Source organism: Corynebacterium sp. MSK035, from assembly GCF_030232615.1.
In the GTDB taxonomy this organism is placed as follows: Bacteria; Actinomycetota; Actinomycetes; order Mycobacteriales; family Mycobacteriaceae; genus Corynebacterium; species Corynebacterium jeikeium_D.
In genome coordinates this window covers 1-14,551 of the sequence record NZ_JASPJP010000016.1, presented here as the reverse complement: position 1 = coordinate 14,551, position 14,551 = coordinate 1, and the positions used below count along the sequence as shown (strand labels likewise).

At 59.2% G+C, this 14,551-nt stretch carries 15 protein-coding genes; 13 read left to right on the top strand and 2 right to left on the bottom strand.

The genetic code is table 11. The annotated features are described in order from the left end of the window. Positions 1-282 precede the first annotated feature (282 nt). From rpsP to QP978_RS09280, 4 genes are all read left to right on the top strand, one after another. Entirely contained in the window at positions 283-765 is a 483-nt protein-coding gene (gene rpsP, locus QP978_RS09295; protein ID WP_038628648.1) for a 30S ribosomal protein S16, read from the top strand. Between the two features lie 144 nt (positions 766-909). After that, positions 910-1,404: a ribosome maturation factor RimM gene (gene rimM / locus QP978_RS09290; RefSeq protein ID WP_070601594.1), complete on the top strand. Its 495-nt coding sequence runs from the start codon at positions 910-912 to the stop codon at positions 1,402-1,404. Continuing rightward, a complete protein-coding gene (trmD, locus tag QP978_RS09285) occupies positions 1,401-2,288 on the top strand; it encodes a tRNA (guanosine(37)-N1)-methyltransferase TrmD (protein ID WP_069358773.1) in 888 nt (295 codons plus the stop codon). Before rimM ends, trmD begins: the two co-directional genes overlap by 4 nt. Next, positions 2,288-2,935 carry a phosphatase PAP2 family protein gene (locus QP978_RS09280; RefSeq protein ID WP_284857101.1) on the top strand — a complete coding sequence of 216 codons (648 nt, stop codon included), beginning with the start codon at positions 2,288-2,290 and terminating at the stop codon, positions 2,933-2,935. The genes trmD and QP978_RS09280 overlap by 1 nt, the downstream gene beginning before the upstream one ends. Here the strand turns inward: QP978_RS09280 and QP978_RS09275 are convergent. Continuing rightward, complete coding sequence (locus QP978_RS09275; protein WP_049171521.1) at positions 2,895-3,389, bottom strand: DUF1877 family protein; 495 nt, start codon at positions 3,387-3,389, stop codon at positions 2,895-2,897. The genes QP978_RS09280 and QP978_RS09275 overlap by 41 nt on opposite strands. Positions 3,390-3,471: 82 nt before the next feature. Between QP978_RS09275 and QP978_RS09270 the strand changes: the two genes are divergently transcribed. Then, a complete protein-coding gene (locus QP978_RS09270; protein WP_284857100.1) occupies positions 3,472-5,790 on the top strand; it encodes a Tex family protein in 2,319 nt (772 codons plus the stop codon). 26 nt (positions 5,791-5,816) lie between these two features. Here the strand turns inward: QP978_RS09270 and QP978_RS09265 are convergent, their stop codons facing one another. Further along, a complete protein-coding gene (locus tag QP978_RS09265; RefSeq protein WP_150961174.1) occupies positions 5,817-6,797 on the bottom strand; it encodes a DUF1648 domain-containing protein in 981 nt (326 codons plus the stop codon). Positions 6,798-7,140: 343 nt separating this feature from the next. Between QP978_RS09265 and QP978_RS09260 the strand changes: the two genes are divergently transcribed. From QP978_RS09260 to dprA, 8 genes are all read left to right on the top strand, one after another. Further along, positions 7,141-8,550, top strand: a complete 1,410-nt coding sequence (locus tag QP978_RS09260; RefSeq protein ID WP_049170763.1) for an HNH endonuclease signature motif containing protein — start codon at positions 7,141-7,143, stop codon at positions 8,548-8,550. A gap of 139 nt (positions 8,551-8,689) precedes the next feature. Next, entirely contained in the window at positions 8,690-9,031 is a 342-nt protein-coding gene (gene rplS / locus QP978_RS09255; protein WP_048761860.1) for a 50S ribosomal protein L19, read from the top strand. Between the two features lie 74 nt (positions 9,032-9,105). After that, entirely contained in the window at positions 9,106-9,903 is a 798-nt protein-coding gene (gene lepB, locus QP978_RS09250) for a signal peptidase I (protein ID WP_048735525.1), read from the top strand. Continuing rightward, positions 9,878-10,582: a ribonuclease HII gene (locus tag QP978_RS09245; RefSeq protein ID WP_224783775.1), complete on the top strand. Its 705-nt coding sequence runs from the start codon at positions 9,878-9,880 to the stop codon at positions 10,580-10,582. The genes lepB and QP978_RS09245 overlap by 26 nt, the downstream gene beginning before the upstream one ends. 54 nt (positions 10,583-10,636) lie before the next feature. Further along, positions 10,637-10,939 carry a DUF2469 domain-containing protein gene (locus QP978_RS09240; RefSeq protein WP_005509529.1) on the top strand — a complete coding sequence of 101 codons (303 nt, stop codon included), beginning with the start codon at positions 10,637-10,639 and terminating at the stop codon, positions 10,937-10,939. 196 nt (positions 10,940-11,135) lie between these two features. Further along, the gene (locus QP978_RS09235; RefSeq protein WP_284857099.1) at positions 11,136-11,558 is read left to right on the top strand and encodes a YraN family protein; all 423 of its coding nucleotides are present in this window, start codon (positions 11,136-11,138) and stop codon (positions 11,556-11,558) included. Further along, positions 11,559-13,091 (top strand): YifB family Mg chelatase-like AAA ATPase, encoded by a 1,533-nt coding sequence (locus QP978_RS09230; protein ID WP_284857098.1) that lies wholly within the window; start codon positions 11,559-11,561, stop codon positions 13,089-13,091. Between the two features lie 29 nt (positions 13,092-13,120). Continuing rightward, the gene (gene dprA, locus QP978_RS09225) at positions 13,121-14,257 is read left to right on the top strand and encodes a DNA-processing protein DprA (RefSeq protein ID WP_049189671.1); all 1,137 of its coding nucleotides are present in this window, start codon (positions 13,121-13,123) and stop codon (positions 14,255-14,257) included. The last annotated feature ends 294 nt before the right edge of the window (positions 14,258-14,551 follow it).

The window sequence follows — 14,551 nt, the reverse complement described above, 5'->3', positions numbered from 1 at the left end:
GCACTGTCAACGACGTTCAGCTTTAGTGGGTATGCAGCGTTTCGAGTGCGCAGTTTTGTTAATTTCCAAAAACTGCTGGTAACATACCTCGAGTTGTCTCAATGAGAATCCTCAACTGAGGCACGACTGCGAATTCATCGGATCCGGCCACGGCCGCCCGGTGGTCACGCGCAGTGTAAATATCCCAAGGGCAAAACCGGTCCGAGGCACTTCGTTAGTAATTACTCGTGAGCTCGGATGCATAAGTATTGTCCAGTGACATAGAAGAAAGAGGAACTCCTCATGGCAGTCAAGATTAAGCTGCAGCGCCTGGGTAAGATTCGTACCGCTCAGTACCGCGTTGTCGTTGCTGATGCTCGTACCCGTCGCAACGGTGCGGTCATTGAGAACCTGGGCATCTACCAGCCGAAGGAAGAGCCGTCGATCATCAAGATTGACTCCGAGCGCGTTCAGTACTGGCTGGGCGTCGGTGCACAGCCGACCGAGCCGGTTCTGGCTCTGCTGAAGGTCACCGGCGACTGGCAGAAGTTCAAGGGCCTCGAGGGTGCAGAGGGCACTCTGAAGGTTGCTGAGCCGAAGCCGACCAAGCTCGAGCTGTTCAACAAGGCTCTGGAAGAGGCCAACAATGGCCCGTCCGCTGAGGCCATCACCGCTAAGCGCCGCGAGGCCAAGGAAGCAGCTAAGGCTGCTAAGGAAGCTGAGGAGGCCGCAAAGGCTGCCGAGGCTGAGGCTGCTGAGTCCGAGGCTTCCGAGGACGCCGAGTAATAAGGACGCTGAGTACGCCGCTTAGCTAATCCGGGCGCTACCTTATACTTCAAGACGAAGTGTTGGGTGGCGCCTTTTTGCTTTACGCGGGGTGTTTTACAGAGCCTTTATAAGAGAGGGAGTGTGCGCGTGTCGGTAGCTGACATGGTGCTTATTGGCCGAGTGATCAAGCCCCACGGTGTGCGCGGGGAAGTCGTCGTCGATGCGACAACGGATGACCCGGAAGGGCGTTTCGCAGTCGGGACCACGCTGTTGGGTGTACAGGCCGGCCGTGAGGAACAGCTGACTGTGAAAACGGCACGCCCGCACCAGGGGCGTTTGCTGGTTCGCTTCGAGGAGATTCCGGGCCGCAATGAGGCCGAGCGCCATCGGGGCATGCAGTTTTATGCCGAGCCCGTCTTCGAAGACGGGGACTTTTATGACTTTGAACTTGAAGGCCTGCGCGTAGTCCATAACGGCACCGATATAGGCGAGGTCACTTCTATCGTCCGCGCGCCCGCTCATCGTCTCCTTGAAGTCACGCTTGACGACGGGGCCCGGGAGGTACTCATCCCTCTGGTAGAGGACATCGTTCCGGAAGTTGACCTTGAGAATTCTACTGTCACCATCACCCCGCCGGAAGGACTGTTGGAGCTGTGAGCTTACGTCTCGATGTAGTCACAATCTTCCCGGAGTACCTCGAGCCACTGCGTCATGCGCTGCTGGGCAAGGCAATTGAGCAGGGCATTTTGAGTGTCGGCGTACACAACCTGCGCGACTGGGCGCCAGGTGTACACCAGGCTGTGGATGACTCGCCCTACGGCGGTGGCCCCGGCATGGTTATGAAGCCGGATGTCTGGGGTCCCGCCCTCGACGAGGTAGCGGCGCTGAAAGCGGAGCAGTCGCTCACGTCCGCGGTGCCACATTTGGACAATGTCCGCCATGATCAGAAATTGGGTTTGGCCGAGGAATCTTCCTATGCTGCAGCGGAAGTGCCGTCGTTAAGCGAAGAAGATTCAGCGAAGCCCCTGCTGATCGTCCCGACCCCGGCGGGCGAGCCGTTTACGCAGCAGATGGCGCAGGAGTTCTCACACGAGGAGCACATTGTGTTCGCGTGCGGGCGCTACGAGGGCATTGACCAGCGAGTTATTGATGATGCCGCTAATCGTTACCGCGTGCGTGAGGTATCTATTGGGGATTATGTGCTGATCGGCGGGGAAGTGGCGGTACTGGTGATTGCGGAGTCCGTCGTGAGGTTGATCCCGGGTGTGTTGGGCAATCGAAAAAGCCACGAGGAGGACTCTTTCTCTGACGGTCTGCTCGAAGGGCCGTCTTACACCAAGCCGCGCGAGTGGCGTGGACTGGCCGTGCCGGACGTTCTCCTCAGCGGCAATCACGCGCTGGTGGACCGTTGGCGGCGCGACCAGTCACTAATCCGCACGGCCGAACGTCGTCCCGATTTGCTTGCCGACGTCGACCTCAGCGCCCGTGACCGGGAAATAATCCAAGGAGTCATTGGGGAAGTAACCGAGGAGAACTGCTAGTGGCACGTGTTCGAATTGCGCGACCCCGGCATGTCATTGGTTGGTTAGCTGTCCTAGGTGCACTGGCGTGGTTCACTCAGACGCAGCTGGCGGGGAGCGTGGATCAGTCGTTTGCGGGCTGGGTCAGTGACCTGCATGGGGCGCGGGATGGCCGCGTCGATAGTTTGATGCTGGCTTTGAGCGAGATTATCCGGCCGATTTACATCGCGCCGGTCACGCTTGTTGCTACGGCACTCCTGTGGTTCCGCTTCCGTGCGTGGGCGTTGCTACTGCCGGCGTCATTCGGTTCGTCGATTGCGGTGACTTATGCCATGAAGTGGTTTTTGGGCCGCGACCGACCGGGTGAGGAGTTCTCACTGGTCAACCTGCACGATGCGGCGTTTCCTTCTGCACATGTGGCAGCGGTTACTTCCAGCGGTATGGCCGCGATGCAGCTTGCCATCCCCGTATTGCGCCGTACAGCCCGCAAGTTGCTCGACTTGGCCATCATCGCGCTTATCGGCGCTGTGGCACTGTCGCGCGTGTGGGTCGGGGCACACTGGCTCACCGATGTTATCGGCGGCCTCATCGCCGGAGTTATCGGCTTAGCAGTTGCGCTGCTAGTTCTTAGGAGATGGCCACGAGCACGGCGCTACGCGCTGCCTTAGTCTCCTCGTAGAAGGCCACGAGTTCGCGGTACCGCTGTGTCGCAGTGGCTTCGTCGATAAGCGAACCATTGTCCGTGATGCGGGCGGCAAGATCGATGCTTGCCAGCGTCTGGTGCACGTCGCCGACGCGATCGGCGCGGATGACTGCAGACAGCGGCTTGCGGCAGACGCGGTCGGCGCCGAGGATGGCCTCCGCCAGCGGGTCGCCGAGTGCCTGGCCGTCGATGGGATTGCCGGTCAACGTGCGCAGCAGGGACTCCCAGTCCGTGTCGATGTCCAGGGCATCTTCGTCCGGAACGTCGACGAAGTGCTGCAGGATAATCTTCTCCGCGCCGTCGGTAACAAGCCCCGCCGTGCCGCCGTCGCTGGTCGCCGCAGGTGCTGCGACCTCAACTAACCGCGCTGCCTCCTCATCGGAAATGCGCAGGTATTCGGCACAGAGTTTCTGCTTCATGGGGCTCCTTTTCCGGTGTTTACTGCGAGCCTTCTGTGGGGCGTTCGCCAATTGGTACTTCCACGATAGTAAAGTTGCCCGGGTGATTTCATCAGTAATTGCCCGAGAACTCGCCGCCACTGGTGCGGACGTTGCCGAAAGTGCCGTCGCCGCCGCTATCAAGCTTCTCGACGAAGGCAACACCGTGCCTTTCATCGCCCGCTATCGCAAGGAAGTAACCGGCGGGCTCGATGACACACAGCTGCGTTTCATCGAGGAACGCGTCGTTTACCTGCGCGAACTAGAAGAGCGCAAGCAAACGATTCTCGCCGCCATTGAAGAGCAGGGAAAGCTTAACGACGATCTCAAGGCCGCCATCCTCGCCTGCGACACTAAGGCGCGGTTGGAGGATCTCTACCTGCCGTACAAGAAGAAGCGCAAGACCAAGGCCGATATTGCACGTGAGGCCGGGTACGAACCGCTGGTGGAGGAGCTGCTGGCCGACCCAGCCGCGGACCCCGAGACTCTGGCCACTAAGTACGGCGAGGCAGCTGGTAAGGATGCGAAGGACGCTCTGACCGGTGCCCGTGCCATCTTGGTCGATCGCTTCGCTACCGATGCTGATTTGGTTGGCTCTGTCCGTGAGCAGGTGTGGTCCTCCGGTTCCGCCGCCGCTGCCGTGGTGGAGGGCAAGGAGACTGCGGGTGCGAAGTACCGTGACTACTTCGAGCACAACGAACCTCTGGACACCATGCCTAGCCACCGCGTGTTGGCCGTGCTGCGCGGTGAGGCCGAGGGCATCCTGACGCTCAACATCGATGCGGGTGAGGATGAGACCTACGAGCACATGATCCGTGAGGCCTTTGAGCTTCCCGACGGCGGTACCTCCAAGTGGATTGACCAGGCCGTTCGTTTCGGTTGGCGCACCAAGTTGGAGGTGTCCGCTGCCCTCGATGCCCGCACTCGACTGAAGGAGCGCGCCGAGGCCGAAGCCGTGGATGTCTTCGCCCGTAACCTGCGTGACCTGCTGCTGGCCGCACCGGCTGGCCAGCGCGCCACTCTCGGCCTGGACCCGGGATACCGCAATGGTGTGAAGTGCGCCGTTGTCGACTCCACTGGCAAGGTCCTCGACACTGCCATCGTCTACCCGCACCAGCCGCGCAATGACTGGTCCGGCGCCAAGGAGCAACTGGCCACTCTCTGCGCCACGCACCGCGTGGAGCTCATGGCCATCGGCAACGGCACCGCTTCCCGCGAGACCGAAACCCTGGCCCGCGAAATCGCTGACCTCATCGCTCAGGCCGGCGGCAAAAAGCCGACCCCTGTGGTGGTTTCTGAGGCCGGTGCTTCCGTCTACTCCGCATCGTCCCTGGCAGCAGCCGAGTTCCCGGACATGGATGTATCTCTCCGCGGTGCCGTATCGATTGCCCGCCGCCTGCAGGACCCGCTTGCTGAGCTCGTCAAAATCGATCCGAAGTCCATCGGTGTCGGCCAGTACCAGCACGACGTTTCCCAGACCAAGCTCGAGCACTCTCTCGATGCCGTGGTCGAGGATGCCGTCAACGCTGTCGGCGTGGAGGTCAACACCGCCTCTGCGCCGCTGCTCGGTCGCGTTGCTGGCGTGTCCTCGACTGTTGCGGACAACATCGTCGCTTACCGAGACGAAAACGGCGCTTTCACCTCCCGCAAGGAGCTGCTGAAGGTTCCGCGTCTTGGCCCGAAGGCCTTCGAGCAGTGCGCCGGCTTCCTTCGCATCCACGGCGCTAACAACCCGCTGGATGCCTCCGCCGTGCACCCGGAGTCCTACCGCGTCGTCGATGCCATCGCCGCTTCGACCGGCGTTAGTGTCCAGGAGCTCATCGGCAACTCCCGTGTCCTGTCCAAGGTGCGTGCTGCAGACTTCGTCGACGAGTCCGCAGGTATCGGCCTGCCCACCGTCCAGGACATCTTGACCGAGCTGGACAAGCCCGGCCGCGATCCGCGTCCCGAGTTCGTCACCGCCACCTTCAAGGAAGGCGTGGAGAAGGTCTCCGATCTTCAGCCCGGCATGATTCTCGAGGGCACCGTCACCAACGTCGCGGCCTTCGGCGCCTTCGTCGACGTCGGAGTCCACCAGGACGGCCTCGTCCACGTCTCCAACATGGCCCGCGGTTTCGTCTCCGACCCGCACGAGGTCGTCCGCTCGGGCGAGGTGGTCAAGGTGAAGGTTCTCGACGTTGACGTCGAACGCAACCGCATCGGTCTATCGCTCAGGCTTGACGACGACGCCTCGGATGCCAAGCCAAAGCGTGACGGCGGTCGCGGAGAAGGCCGTGGTGGTGGTCGTCGTGGTGATGGTCACGGCAAGGGGCGCAAGCGCGGTTCCCAGAACAAGAAGCAGGGCGGTTCCATGGCCGACGCGCTGCGCAGGGCGGGCTTTTAGCGCTTGATCTGTTAGCGCATAGCCTGTTAGCGCATAGCGTCGATGCGGCTGTTAATCTCTCCCGCGACAGTCGCAGCCATTCCATCCGGTACGACGATGGTGTAGTTGGAGCCTGAGGTCTCAATCTTGACGGCCTCGCCCGACCGGGCCGCAACGCTGATGCGACCGTCATTGCCGAGGCGAAGGCCAATACCGCCACCATCGGCCCAGTTATATTTCCCCGGTGCCGCGTACTTAACGGTTCGAAGCTCGATGCGGTGCTTCATCTTCAATGGTCCGCAACCGTTAAAAATAGTGATGGAATCTGTCTTTGGGGCGGTATCTAGTGTCATGCCGGTCTCATATGCAATGAGGAATAGCGGCGTGCACAGCAGAAAAACAATGCCGAGGCTTGGCAGGAACACTGCGAGCGCTACAGACACCACGCACCAGACTGCGAGGGTGACCTTGACCCCCTTAGAGATGGCCACACTGACATCGATGGGAGTCGGGGCTCCTTCTCGATGGGGCAACTGTGGCGATGTCGGCTCGGTGACCGTGGCGTCGGTAAGCGAGGAGTAGTCCTTGAGGCGGCGCGTCACGAGCAGGGCCGCTACTAGGCCGATGATGACGCCGGCTATTGCATAGATCCAGCCGATTCGGGCGGTCGTAGGGTCCGTCGTGCCGATCTGCGGGATGATAATCGCGAATTCAATGCCGATTAAGAAGCCGCAGAGGGCGAGGTTGGTTATTGCAATTGGCTTGCGCACGACAAGCGGCGTGCTGGTCTTTGCACCGAGCCAACCGATCTGCGCACATGCGATGACGATGATGGCCATAATCAATGTGCTTTGAATTGGCGGCATGAAACCGTTGGGAGTGCCGCTACCGCTCCAATGCGTTGCTAACTGCTCCGGTAGTCGGTCGGAAATGGCAATTACCCACAGAAGCTGTGCAATCGCCAGAACGCACGGGGCGATGATTGTTCCTCGAACAATCCAGGGGTCAAAGCGTGGAATCTGCTGCATGGAGACAATCTAGCAGTTGGGGGGGGGGGCTTTGTAGCAACGGTCGGCAGCGGTCGTTATTGGAGTGCTGTATCAGCGTGACGTTGTAGCGAGCGGTTGTAGCGTGCCGTCTTAGTGTGCGCGGAGTTTCGCCAGAAGATGCACCTCGTGACATTTGATAACACGCTCAACAATTCACTCGAATGTACAAGCGAAAAAGTTTTATTAAAGGGGTTGCGCAATCGAATGGGTGTGCTAAAATGGAGGCATCAAGAACAAAGTGCTTGAGCTTCTCTTCTTGGCGTTGGGCTAGTGGTATTCACTGGTTATCGACACTGAGCGGGGTTGGGGCTTTGGGGGAACAATGTCTGAAAAAGATAGTCCGGCCAAACAACCGTCCGATGTTTACCAAGCGGCTCTGCTGCCTGAAGCGCCGCAGTTTTTCCACGAGTCATCCACGAACCAGTTGGCGGTGGCGGGTATCCAACGCAATCGCCTGGAACTGGGTATAGCTTGCGGTTGCACGCCGAAGTCGCTTGAGATTGATGTGGATGCATACATTGCTGAAATCGCACCCGAGTTGGGTATTTCCCGCGGTAAGGCGCTCGAGTATGTAGAGGTCGGCATTCAGTTAGCGCGTATGCCCCGGCTGGGTGCCTTTATTAAAGCTCGAGCTCATTTGCCCTTTGCGCATCTGATCACCATTGCTCGCGCGACAGCGCCGCTCCACGATCCAGAGGTGCGTGCAGCTGTTGAAGAAGAAATTGCCCGCTTTGTCATTCCCCGAAAGCATGGCGAGGCACTCCGGGGAGTTCGCAGCCTACATAAATTCCTGCAACGGGTTATCGAAGAAATTGAACCTCAGCTTCGCCCCAAAAACCTTCCGGGTGATGTCGATCCGCTGCTTCCTGCAGGAGAACGCGAAATAGTAGGAGAGAGTATCGGTTTTGAAGAGAGCGACAACTTCGCGGAAGTTTTTATGGAGCTGGAAAAGACCCGCGCTCTCGAATTCAAAACCACCCTCGAGTCCATCTCCAGCTCAGCTGGCTGCACTCGAGTCGAAGCTTTGACACACCTCATCCGCGGCACCGCCGAGGCAAAAATCGTACTCAACCTATACTGTCCTGCCACAGAGGAGCGTCCCCGCACCGCCTGGCTTGGCGGCGTTGGCTGGATCTCGCAGTTAGCTACGCAGGCGTGGATTGATAAGGTCACGCATATTCGTATGCTTGCCGACGAAACCGCGGAGGGCTACGCCCCAACCGAAAGTCAGAGAGCCTTCGTTAAAGGTCGGGACGGAACGTGTCGCTTTCCGGGGTGTGATGTACCCGCGGAGCTCTGCGACATTGACCATATTGAGCCGTACGACAAAGAGCACCCAGAGGAGGGCGGGGCAACAGAAACGCCGAACCTCCACTGCCTCTGCCGCCGGCACCACAACATGAAAACAGCTGGTCTGTGGAATGTTGCACGTGATCGGGATGGGGTGGAACTGTGGACGTCGTCAAGCACGGGCAAAAAGGCGGTGAGCCTGGAAGACGGGCCGCTTGCCGGGCACGGGCGCTACACTTTCGACAAACGGGGACTGCGGATGACGCAGGCGCTGGCAGAATATAACGAGTATCGCCAGGAGCTGATAGAGCAATCACGGAAGCTGGTCGAGGAAGCGCGCAGGGGAGAAGACACCGATACTCCCAACCCGCAAGACCCCCAAGACTCGGAAGCTCCCCAAGACCCGCAAGACCCGCCGAACATGGAAGAGTTTGGTTTCTGACCAGGGGGTGTGTAATAATTTCCAGGTTGTCTTTATAGGCAGCTTTACCTGTTTCGGGCATGAACCGGCCGAGCGTCCCTCTGTGGGAAAGCGCCGCCAGGGTCCTCTGTCTATGCAAAAAGTAAAGGAATAAGTTTCCATGAACATTCTTGACAAGGTTGATGCAGCATACCTGCGCGACGACATTCCGGAGTTCCGCGCTGGTGACACCGTCGAGGTCGACGTAAAGATCGTCGAGGGTAAGACCGAGCGTATTCAGGTCTTCAAGGGCGTCGTTATCCGTCGTCAGGGCGGCGGCGTCCGCGAGACCTTCACCGTCCGCAAGGTATCCTTCGGTATCGCTGTTGAGCGTACCTTCCCGGTGCACTCCCCGAACATCGACGAGATTCGCGTTGTCTTCAAGGGCGACGTTCGCCGTGCGAAGCTGTACTACCTGCGCAACCTGCGCGGTAAGGCTGCACGCATCAAGGAGCGCCGCTAGTCTTTTGGCGCAAAATAATCCCCATCGAGTGTTGAGCTCGGTGGGGATTTTTCTATCGCGTATAGTCTTTTCCCATGACCGACGACGATTCTCGCGAACAGACTGACGGCCAAAAAGAAGACCGTACTGAAGGCTTGAAAGGCTTCCGGAAACTTGACGAGGAGCCTGAAAAGCACACTCCGTGGTACATCGAGATTCCAATCATTATCGTGATTGCCCTGCTCATCAGTGCTGGTGTGCAGTCCTTTATCGGCCGTGTCTACGTGATTCCATCCGAGTCGATGCAGCCGACGCTCAACGGATGTGTCGGGTGCACCGGTGACCGCATTTGGGTGGATAAGGTTTCCTACCAGTTCTCAGATCCCAAGCCCGGCGATGTTGTCGTCTTTAATGGCCCGGAGTCCTGGAATAGTAACTACGTGTCACAGCGTTCTACTAACCCGGTGGCAAACTCGCTGCAGACGGTTGGTTCCTGGATTGGCCTTGTCGCCCCTGATGAAAATGCGTTGGTCAAGCGTGTGATTGCCACGGGTGGGCAGACTGTGCAGTGTCGCCCAGGAGATCCCGGCATCATGGTTGACGGCAAGATGACAGACCAGGATTTCATTAAAACTCCAGCAGACAAGCCGGTGGTGGATAATCTTGGCTCAGAGCAGTGTGGTGGCCCGTACTTCGGGCCGGTAACAGTGCCGGAGGGGCATCTGTGGGTCATGGGTGATAACCGCACCAACTCCGCGGACTCTCGCTATCACATGGGCGACGAGCTGCAGGGTACTGTGCCACTGGATAACGTCGTCGGCAAGGTGCAGGCAATCATCCTGCCGTTTAACCGCATCGGTGGCGTCGATGATCCGGACATCCAGCACAACTAGTCAGCACAGTCTGCTCACGCCGCCGGCGCCGAAACTGCGGAGGCTGAAGCAGTCGCGCACGATAGAGGTCGCGCTGGCAAAGCGCGGCTTTGGACCTGTAGCCGGGGTCGACGAGGCTGGTCGCGGCGCCTGTGCAGGCCCGATAGTTATCGCCGCCTGCTGCCTTCCAGAACGCCCTATCGCAGAGCTGGATAAGCTCACCGATTCTAAAAAGCTCACGCCGGCCGCACGTGAACGGCTCTTTCCGCTCATCCAACGCTTCGCCACCTCTTTTTGCGTGACGACGATTCCCGCGTCCTACATCGACCAATTCGGCATCCAGGACGCGAATGTCACTGGAATGCGCCGCGCGGTAGCCGGGTTGGGGCAGCGTCCTGGCTACGTGCTTACCGACGCACTCAAGGTGTCTGGCTTCACGGCACCCTATTTGCCCGTGATTGGTGGTGATTCCGCTTGCCGATGTATTGCTGCTGCGAGTGTCTTAGCCAAAGTCACCCGCGACCGCATTATGGTTGACCTATCGGAGAAGTATCCGGACTATGGTCTGGCGGGGCATAAGGGCTACGGCACGTCATCGCATATGGAAGCGATTTCACGCCATGGCGCAACCCCGGAGCATCGGTGGTCATACCGCAATGTGCGCTTGGCACACGCGGAGTATCTTGAGCACCCCGAATAGACCAACATGTACAAAAAGAGCAACATGTAAACACTCGAAGGAGCCGTCGCGGTCGTGAGCGCAGAAGATCTAGAAAACTACGAGGCCGACGTTGAACTATCCCTGTACAAGGAGTTCCGCGATGTCGTTAGTCAGTTTTCGTACGTTGTTGAGACGGAGCGCAGGTTCTACCTTGCTAATGCTGTGGAGCTGATTCCGCACAACAGCGAAAACGAGGTCTATTTCGAGCTGCGGATGTCGGATGCGTGGGTGTGGGATGTCCATCGCCCGGCTCGGTTTGTCCGCTACGTGCGCGTTATCACTTTCAAGGATGTCAATATCGAGGAACTGGATAAGCCGGACTTGCGACTGCCGTAGGTTATCGTCGCCTGTCATCGCATGTTATGGCTAGCTGCTAACAGTTATCCACAGTCGAAAAATTATCCACAGTTAGGGCCCTCTGAGCATTTATCGGAGGGCCTTTGTCATGCCCGCTGTGCAAGAGTGTTTCCGAACCGCCAAGGCAGTAAACCGCCAAGGCACAATTCAACGGGGAACCAGGGGGACCGGGGCTATGACACAGAGCTTTGAAGAACTAACCACGAGACAGCTCGGCGCGTTTGGGGAGGATTTCGTCGCCGAGATGTTGGAGGATCAGGGGTGGGAAGTTATTGCTCGGAATGAGCGGGTGGGGCGCTATGAGCTCGATCTTATTGCTGAAGATGTTGACGGCAGGCTGCATTTTGTGGAGGTAAAAACGCGGCGCAGCTCGCGAAGTAGTCAGTTTGGGGACGGCAGAGAGTCCATCACAGCAGCCAAGCTTCGTCATTTGCGCAAGGCGGCGGCACAGTGGCTGTCAGAGAGTTCTACCTACTGGTTAGAGTCCGTAGTTATCGACTGCGCAGAAGTCACAGTGTCCAGCCCTTCGTCCGGTCCTCCAGTCGTTGCAGTTACGTACATTCCCGCAATCAGCGACGCGATCATGTGGGACGGCTAGATGACTGTCGGTACAGCTCTTGCAGTCAGCCTCAGCGGCATTGAAGGAACTATTGTGCAGGTGGAAGCCGATGTTGGGCGTGGCTTGCCAGGAATGTATATCGGTGGGCTCGGCGATGCCGCCGTCGGAGAAGCCAAACATCGCGTGCGCACGGCGGTTGCTAACTCGCAGTTGCCCTGGCCGAAGACAAAGGTCGTGGTGAGTCTGTCTCCGGCGCATATCCGCAAGCACGGCACTAGCTTTGACCTCGCCATCGTCTGCGCCATCCTTATCGCAACCAGCGATGACATGGAGGCCCGAGGTCGTCTCCGCCACACGGTTCTCATTGGCGAACTTGGGCTCGACGGTTCCATTCGACCGGTGCGTGGAGTGCTGCCGCAAGTTCTTGCCGCCCGCGAGGCCGGTGCCCGTTGGGTTGTCGTCCCCGCCGCCAACGCCGCCGAGGCCGCGCTCGTCGACGGCATCGCAGTCTGCACCGCAGCCGACCTCACACAGCTATGGGGCTGGGTACTCACCGGCTCAGGTTTGACGACCGCGCTTAACGACGACCCCAGCGAACAAGCCTTCTCGGTAGACCTGGCCGATGTCGATGGCCAACCTGAGGCGCGCTTCGCCCTCGAGGTAGCCGCAGCAGGTGGGCACAATCTGTTCATGCAGGGTTCTCCGGGAACTGGGAAGTCCATGCTCGCTGAGCGCTTGCCCACAATTCTGCCGCCATTGCAGAAGTGGCAGCAGCTGGAGGTCACCGCGCTGCATTCGGTGGCCGGAGCGCTCGATACTGCGGACACTCTTGTCCAACATCCGCCGTTTGTGGCTCCACATCACAGCGCGACTGTGGCAGCGCTAGTCGGCGGCGGTGCTGTGCCCAAGCCCGGCGCGATTAGCCTTGCCCACCATGGGGTGCTCTTCTTGGACGAAATCACCCTCATGCGCCCGGCGGTATTGGATGCGTTGCGGATGCCGATGGAAAACGGGGTGGTCGTCCACCTGCGTACGCACCATCGAGTGACTTTTCCGGCGAGAACACAACTAGTCATGGCGACCAATCCCTGTCGGTGTGGGGCGGCGTATGCCAGCGAATGCACCTGTTCTAGTACCGAGCGAGCCAAGCATGGTCGCGCATTATCGGGCCCGCTACGCGATCGCATGGATCTCAACGTCACGCTCAGTCCTGCCGGGGCCAAGCTGGGAATTAAAAACAAAGCACACAATGAGCCCTCCGCGGCCGTTCGCGATCGGGTACAGGCCGCACGTGACCGTGCCCGCCACCGATGGCAGGCCCTGGGGCTTGCCGACGAAGCAGCCGTCACCAACGCGAGTGCGCCACGCTCGCTTCTCCGTCGTCACGCGGGCTTAGACGAAGAAGCGATGGCGTTATTGGACTTCCAGTTGAGGAACGGAGAGATTACCCAGCGGGGAGTGGACAAAGTAATCGCAGTGGCGTGGACGCTCGCAGATCTCGGGGGAGTAGACGCGTTTACCTTCGAGCACGTGCAACGTGCTTGCCAGCTGCATGACCGCGGGGGCGGCTAATACAACCGAACCATTATCAAGGGGGAGAAATGGACGAAATTCACGCGTGGGCTTACCTGAATCGTGTGATAGAGGCGACGCATCCGCAGATTGTGCGGCTCGTGACGGAGTTTGGGCCGGTAGAGGTAGCAGAGAGGATCAAGGCTCGCGCCGGGCTGCCGGAAGGTCTGCTCAATACGACGCAGGCACGGGCCGACGTTGACCAGAGCGGCCACGATTTGGAGCTGGCGGCAGCGATGGGGTGGCGTCTTATTTATCCGGGGCACCCAGAGTGGCCGGGGGAGCTGCTGTCCTGCTTTACGACGCTCGAAGTCCGTGACCGCGCCGATGCACCACCACTTGCGCTGTGGGTGCGTGGCCGTGACTTGCGGGACGTGGTCAGTGAAGCGGTGGCGATTGTCGGAACGCGGATGGCCAGCAGCTACGGGACACAGGTGGCGGCCCAATTCGCGGGGCAGTTCGCGAATGCGGGGGTTAGTGTCATCAGTGGTGGTGCGTTGGGTATTGATGCCGCGGCGCATCGAGCTGCGCTCGACGCTGGCGGCACTACGGTTGTGGTCGGAGCCGGTGGTGTAGGGGTTGACTATCCGCGGGCGCATGCAGAACTCTTCGACGGGATTGCAGAGCGGGGTGCGCTGATTACGGAGTATCCACTGGGGGTGCGACCTGCGCGGCATCGGTTTTTGACTAGGAATCGTCTGGTAGCGGCCCTATCGCGAGCAACCACAATCGTCGAGGCGGGCTGGCGTTCAGGGGCGCGCAACACAGCGCACTGGGCAGTGAGGCTAAACAAGCCCTTGGGAGCAGTGCCGGGACCGGTGACGCTGCAAACTACCTCTGGCTGTCATGACCTAATCCGCAGTGGCGAGGCTGTCCTGGTGTGTAGTGCCGATAATGTGCGGTCGCTGTATCGGTCAGTTGGCACAGTGAACGAGGATGCTCAGCTTGAATTGTTGTGGGAAAAGTCGGCGGTGCAGAAGCTTTCTCGAAACGAGCTCGCTGTCTACGACTCTCTGAATTCTGCGGAGCCAACGCCGGTGGGAGAAGTCGCAGCGCAGGCGGGATTGGCCGTGGCGCTTACGACACATTTGTTGCTGGAGCTGCAGGGACAGGGGCTGACCAGTCGGGTGGAGGGTGGGTGGTTGCGCCAGGAACAGAAGCGTTAGTGAGGCGCTAATAAAGCCTTCTGCAGAGAATCTCGAAAAAATCTTGAATTAGGTATTGCAATTCTCTGTACGCTCAGTAATATAGGCAAGGCAAGCCTAAGTAACTGTTACGGAAACGGGCTTGTGACATGGGTGAGGCAATAGGGCAGTGGCTCTGGCGAAAGTCGGAGTCACTGCCTTTTTCCGCTGTCTGGTGAGGTCTCGCGGTGTGCATCTACGGGTTAAGTAAAGAAAAGTGTGTCTTTTCCGGGCGTGTTGCGGTTATTTGATCCAGCCTTTTTGGATGCCGAGGTT